Raw genomic sequence first — 6353 nt, forward strand, 5'->3', positions numbered from 1 at the left:
AGAAGATTAAACAACTATTTCAATAGTAGCTTTTGAGTCGAAAAGCTTGGCTTTAAGTTCTTCAATGCAGGCTATGGAGAATAGGGATTAACGCCCCAATCGCCAACAGCGGATCTGCCCAGCCCAGTCGCCGCTGATCAAGGTGCGATTATCTGGGGCAAAGGTGGCGGACCACACACCGCTCTCGTGACCGTTGAGAATATCAAGTAGTTTGCGGGTGGTCATATTCCAAATACGAATGGTGCGATCGCGACTCGCTGTCGCCAACAGTTTGCCATCAGCACTAAAACTCACACTGTTCACACCGCCGCCATGGGCATCAAGTTCCCCTAGAAACCGACCATCTCGCAGTCTCCAGAAAATCACCTTTTTATCAGTGCCGCCGCTGACCAACAGTTCACCGTCAGGGCTAATGGCCAAAGATACAATGTCGTCCGTATGGCGTTGCAAACGATAGTCAAGCTTACCCGTAGCAGTATCACAGATATTGATTTCTCGATCCTGCGTACTAGTCACTAATGTACGTCCATCAGGACTGATTGCCAGAGTACGGATCCAGTGCTGATGGGTCAGCAGCGTTTTGTACAAACGCCCTGTCGCCACATCCCAACACCGCACAGTTTTGTCCTGACTACCGGTATATAGCCAGCGTCCATCGGGGCTAAAGACAACTGCTCGCACACTGTCAGTATGGCCTTGTAGCATAGCGACCTGTTTACCCTGTTCCAGCTGCCATAAACAAATCATATTGTCATTACCGCCACTGGCAATCAATGAATCATCGGGGCTGATGGCTAAGGCCCTGACCCAGCCCTGGTGACCTTGCAACGTTTGATACCGTTGGCCACTGTCAAGCTGCCATAGTTTGACAGATCGGTCACCGCTACCGCTGACGATGTATCGCCCCTGTCCATCCACTGCAATCGAACGAATCCAGCTATCGTGGGCATTGATAGTTTGAGTACAGTGCCAGAGGTGGCGACTTGGCGGTTGAGGAGACGAGGTCACAGCCGCAGCTCTAGTAACTACATACATCGGAACAGACGTTATTTAATACTGACACTGCAGACCCTCTCCGTAAATATCCGTAAATATCTAAGGATAATCGTCTGCTAAAACATACAGTGAACAACGCTTTCTGAGTAGAGAATTCCCGATGCTTCTAGCAAGAAACGTTACTGGTGCGGTAGCGTTTTCTTTACCCCTAGATTAGGCAATGCTTCCACGTTTACGAGCTTCTTTGTAGGAGATGCCGACATTTTGCAAACCAGCCCGGATCATTTGCTGTTCGAGCAGGGCAAAGAACCGGGTGCGATCGCCCCCTCGCACCACGGCCTGATTATGAGCCTCGGCTAATGTCACTGGATAGCCAAACCCTTTTTGCACCTGAGCAAGCGTCAGACTCAGGGCAGCTTCAAACAGCTGGCTATCATTGACCACCCATTCAGGAAACTCCACGCGGGCAATTTCAGCCCCCACATGCACATGGCAAAAGTAAACCTGATGGTCACCGTAGAGCTGCAAAATATCCGCTGAACTCTTGAATAGGGGGCCGCGCTGGCCAGGCTCTAGCAACGTGGCCCAGAGAGTGACATCCCGCAGCGGGGAGAATACCTGGCAGGGTGCGCCGTCGGTTTGGCCTTCACAGTGTTTTTGGCAGTCGGGTTGGTCATAGGGACAGCTTTGTAATCGCAGAAAATTGAGGGCTTCGCTACTGCGAGAGGCGCTGAGATACCCCACCATCGGTACCTGAGCAGCGCGGAGCCGATCCCATGCCGCCAGGATGGGCTCCAGGATTTGATCCCTAGCAGTGGCCGGTAGCTGATCAAGAAACCAATAGATCAACGACCCATCGGTCATGGCCAGGGTAGGAACAGCGGGGCGCTGTAGAACTGAGAGCTGTCGTGGGTTTTGATTGGTTCGGTAATTGGGCTGATTCTGGTTTGGTGGGAACTGTCCACCGTCCCTTTGTCGACCTTGAGCCTTGTCCTTTACCCGTGCCCCGGTGTTAACCATCTCTGCCAATTCACTCAAGACAACCGCTTCCGACACTGTCCGTCGATACCCCATCCATTCTTCTGTACGGATACCCCACTGTCGTGAGGCATAGAGATCTTCGGGACGATAAATTACTTCTGGCTGGCTATCGAGCAGCGGAAAGCGGCTTTGGCCATAGTGCAAAATCACGCGACCAATATTAAGCAAGTAGCAGTAGGCGATTTCGTGATGACTGGGGTTAATCTGGGAGCCGTCGGTGGCGATAACGGTGTGGGCTGCTGGAGCTGGCTTCAGGCTAACTCGGGTATCTAAAGGTTCGACGGGTTCGGCGGCGGCGAACCCGATCTGTGGGCGATGGGTTTGGAGCTGGTGGATCAGGTGGGCCTGCTGCAGATGGGCCTGTTGCAGCAGCTGGGTTGCGATCGCAATTCGTGTTTTGGCGGCTTCAGCTTCCCTGGCCAGGTGATTACTAATCCCCTGCATCTGCTGTGCAATTTTTGATAAATCCAGCATGGCTTTGCCGCCCTTAAGCTGCTAAACAGCCTCGAACTTTTGTACTACCGAATCTAACGATAGCAGATGAATTCGACTATCTTCTTGGGCAGCCTGGCGTTCGGGAGCCAGGTTATAGCCCCAGTCAGCCAGAAATAGTTCAACATGGCCCAGGTCAGACTGTTTTTTAACGGATTGCAGCGCCTTAATCCGATCCTCAATAAACCAAATAGTTGAAGCGTTCCCCCCCTTAGCATGGCAATCCTGGGGTGAACTAAGCTCAAAGTCCCTCAAGTTTGGGGGATTTAGGGGGGCTAAATCATCTTTAGATTCCTGGTCAGTATTTTCCTTAGTCATATGACTTGCTGTCAGCAACCGCAACGTCTCATACTTCGGACGTTTCACCTCTTTACCTAAAATATTCTCAGTGGGCATGATGACTCCACTTTGCTTTAGGAGCTGCTGAATAAACCGCCCCTCTTTAGTGCTGACAATATAAGTAGGACGCTTTCCTAAAGATGCCTGCAAAACGGCCAGCATATTGGGATAAAACCGATGCTGCGCCAGCCAATTCTCCAAATCAGTGGCAATCCAATGGTCGCGTTCGCCATCCAAAACCTTGGCCACCTCAGCTTGGGTCAGTCCGGTTTCTGCTAAAAACGGCAGCGCCAGGTCTGGCCAGCCGACAATAATTTCTGCGGCTGTTTTGCCTGAGATCAGCGCCCGTAACAGCATGGGCATTTCCCAACCAGTTTCGATGACAGGGCGCAACGGATAAAACTGCTCAGCCAGGCCCTCAGGGGGTTCTAGATTTGCTGGTTTGAACAGCTGGCAGTAGGCTCGCCATGCCGTCTGAAAATATTCGATCAGTCCGTCGCAAATTACTCCATCAAAGTCAAAGGCCACCACATCTGGTTGCATCGTCGAGTTTCCCATCAGCTACCTTGCAACAATACCGGAGGAGCTGTTTGGGAAAAATGCCTACTGGCTACAATAGGGATGGATCATGCAATATTTGCGATCGCGATCATGACCTCAGCCATCTCTGTCCGTCCCCTAACGCTAAAACAGTATCTGAGCGCAACGAGTGAGCTAGACACACGGTACGAGCTATTTAACGGTACTTTAGTGGAAATGCCGCCAGAATCTGACGAAAATAACGATATTGCTAAACGGTTACTAATAGCGCTGCTCAAGTACTTTCCAGTAGAGTTGATCGCTTACAAAGATACTGAAATCGAAGTCAGTGGTCAGCGGGTCAGCTGTCGTATTCCTGATTTACTAGTTCATTCTGAAGCCTCTAAAGCCGCCATTGCTGGCACCAAACGGGCAACAATCACCCACGATATGCCACCGCCCCTCCTGGTGATAGAAGTCGTATCACCAGGGCAGACAAACCGGGATCGAGACTATCGCTATAAGCACACTGAATACATGGCTCGGGGAATTGCCGAATATTGGATTATCGGTGCGACGTGAAAGTTGCACTTATTGAGTGAGAGGTCGTCCTCTCTGGGGATGTTCTTCTCCCCATCGTCACGTAACGGAGTCACTGACTCTGCCTACGTTGTTAGTAAGTAATGAACGCAATGGAATGCAAGGCACGAAAGCAAGACCACTGATAGCCTCCAACCGGTGGGAATGCAAGACGAAGACTGTTAAGGGTTAACGCCAGTGAATCATCATACGTTTCGTTACAGTAGCCGAGTGAAAGAGGCTGAAACACTCTGACCAAAAGGTAAGTGGGTGAGCTATCAAAGTCGATCAGTTGATAGTGAAGAATTCGCACTCCCACCGGAATATAGATGGAACCCGAAACAGTTGACTCTCATAGGTGCGGAACACGGTAAACCCGATGGGTTCTTTGAGGGGATTGACCTATCAAAGTAAGCAAACCGTAAGGAATGCCGAGAGACCCAGCGGGTAAAGGAATCTGGAGAAAGCGAACGCTGTGGGTAATGCCGCAGATAGAGGTTCAAACGTTACCTTGACCTGAAAGGGTGCTGACTTCCAGGGGGTCTCAACTGATAAACCAACGTAAGGGAACCTAATCTTTGTGAAAGATAGAGTCGGCAACGACATCGGAGCAAAGCCACCGTTAACGGACTGGTCTTCCTTAGATTGGAAGAGCATTAACAAACGTGTGCGGAACCTGAGACAGCGAATTTATCAGGCGACCGAGAAACACCAGTGGAATCGGGTGAGAAGCTTGATGAAACTGATGCTGCGCAGCTACACAAATCTGTTGTGGTCAGTGCGACGAGTAAGTGAACTCAACGCCGGACGAACCACCGCAGGCATTGATGGTCAAACGGTTTTAACGCCGGACCACCGGGTAAAACTGGTCCATCAGATGCACGTGTACAGCCTAGGGCAGGTACGCCCGGCCAAACGGATCTATATCCCCAAAGCCAACGGCAAACAACGCCCGTTAGGCATTCCCTGTATTCGAGACCGTGTCGCGCAAGCGATGGTTAAGAATGCATTGGAACCGTCTTGGGAAGCACGCTTCGAGGCTAACAGCTACGGGTTTCGCCCCGGTCGCAGTTGCCAAGATGCGATAGACCAGACGTGGATTCGTCTGAACAAAGGTCACGACAGTTGGGTGTTAGATGCCGATATTCAAGGCGCATTCGACAACATCAGCCATGACTTTATTCTGCAAGCGATTGGGCAATGCCCAGGTCGAGAGCTGATAAAACAATGGTTGAAAGCAGGATACATGGAAGCGGACGTGTTTCATTCCACCCCAGCGGGAACGCCGCAAGGTGGCGTGATATCGCCACTCTTGGCCAACATTGCACTCGATGGCATGGATGCCCTGCTCAAGCAGTTCCATGATATCAAGCCCTATAGGGTGCCTGCCTCGGGCAAACGAGGGAAACGCAAGGTTAGTCGCTATGGCTTCATTCGCTACGCGGATGATTTTCTGGTGACGGCCCGCAGCAAAGAGGCCATTGACGCGGTGATTCCGATTCTCCAGGATTGGCTGGCGGTGCGCGGACTGCGATGGCATCCTCAGAAGACTCGCATTATCCATAAGGATGAAGGTTTCGACTTCTTAGGATTTCACATTCAATCGCGACGGGGAAAGTGCCTGATTACACCTCAAGCAGACAAGGTGAACGCCAAACTGCATGAGGTCAGAGCTTGGCTCAAGGCCCATCTGCACACCCCGCCAGAATTCGTGATTCGATTTCTCAATCCTCGGTTACAAGGATGGGGACACTACTACCGACATGTCGTTAGCAAGCGAGTCTTCAATGCGATGGATGACCAGATTTGGAGAGCGATTTGGCGATGGTGTCTTAGACGGCATCCCAATAAATCCAAAACATGGGTGGCCAAGCGCTACTTCCAAACCCTAGGCCATCGGCACTGGGCATTCGCCGCGACGATTCAAACTTTGGCCGGTCATCAGAAGACGATTTCACTCTTTCGATTGGACTCGTTGACCATTCACCGGCATATCAAAGTTAAAGGCTCCGCTTCCCCGGACAACCCCAACCTTCGCGACTATTGGCTGCAGCGGCAATTGCAGCATGGCAAGCGGTATTGGGCCAAAGGCTCCAAATATTATCAGCTGGCACAGCGGCAACAGTGGCGCTGCCCCCAGTGTGGTGAGGCGTTGGTCGCTCCAAGGGGAGGTATCCATGCTCATCATCTTCATCCAGTTAAACTGGGAGGACGGGATACGAATGCGAATCTTGAACTTTTACATGCTCACTGTCACAGGCAAGTGCATGGACAGGCAGCCGCTGCCTCTCGATTGCAGGAGGCTTGAGCCGGATGAGAGGAAACTATCATGTCCGGTTCTGAGGGGGGAGAGGGGCTGTGAGGCTCTTCTCTCCTACCCAACAACA

Annotated in this window: 5 protein-coding genes; 2 read left to right on the forward strand and 3 right to left on the reverse strand. The window is 51.5% G+C overall.

The window, feature by feature from the left end; genetic code table 11:
- Positions 1-87: 87 nt before the first annotated feature.
- The 3 genes from N836_RS56255 to N836_RS56265 all read right to left on the reverse strand — a co-directional run bounded on the left by N836_RS56255 (position 88) and on the right by N836_RS56265 (position 3426).
- The gene (locus N836_RS56255) at positions 88-1008 is read right to left on the reverse strand and encodes a WD40 repeat domain-containing protein (RefSeq protein ID WP_161634987.1); all 921 of its coding nucleotides are present in this window, start codon (positions 1006-1008) and stop codon (positions 88-90) included.
- A gap of 201 nt (positions 1009-1209) precedes the next feature.
- The gene (locus N836_RS56260) at positions 1210-2511 is read right to left on the reverse strand and encodes a DNA double-strand break repair nuclease NurA (protein WP_023073657.1); all 1302 of its coding nucleotides are present in this window, start codon (positions 2509-2511) and stop codon (positions 1210-1212) included.
- Positions 2512-2532: 21 nt separating this feature from the next.
- Positions 2533-3426 carry an HAD family hydrolase gene (locus tag N836_RS56265; RefSeq protein ID WP_031293122.1) on the reverse strand — a complete coding sequence of 298 codons (894 nt, stop codon included), beginning with the start codon at positions 3424-3426 and terminating at the stop codon, positions 2533-2535.
- Between the two features lie 63 nt (positions 3427-3489).
- On the opposite strand from N836_RS56265, the gene N836_RS56270 reads away from it, so the two are divergent.
- The gene (locus tag N836_RS56270; RefSeq protein WP_023073659.1) at positions 3490-3969 is read left to right on the forward strand and encodes a Uma2 family endonuclease; all 480 of its coding nucleotides are present in this window, start codon (positions 3490-3492) and stop codon (positions 3967-3969) included.
- Positions 3970-4546: 577 nt separating this feature from the next.
- The gene (gene ltrA, locus N836_RS56275; protein ID WP_031291219.1) at positions 4547-6274 is read left to right on the forward strand and encodes a group II intron reverse transcriptase/maturase; all 1728 of its coding nucleotides are present in this window, start codon (positions 4547-4549) and stop codon (positions 6272-6274) included.
- Positions 6275-6353: the final 79 nt, after the last annotated feature.

It is taken from the genome of Leptolyngbya sp. Heron Island J (assembly GCF_000482245.1).
Classification (GTDB): Bacteria; Cyanobacteriota; Cyanobacteriia; order Phormidesmidales; family Phormidesmidaceae; genus Leptothoe.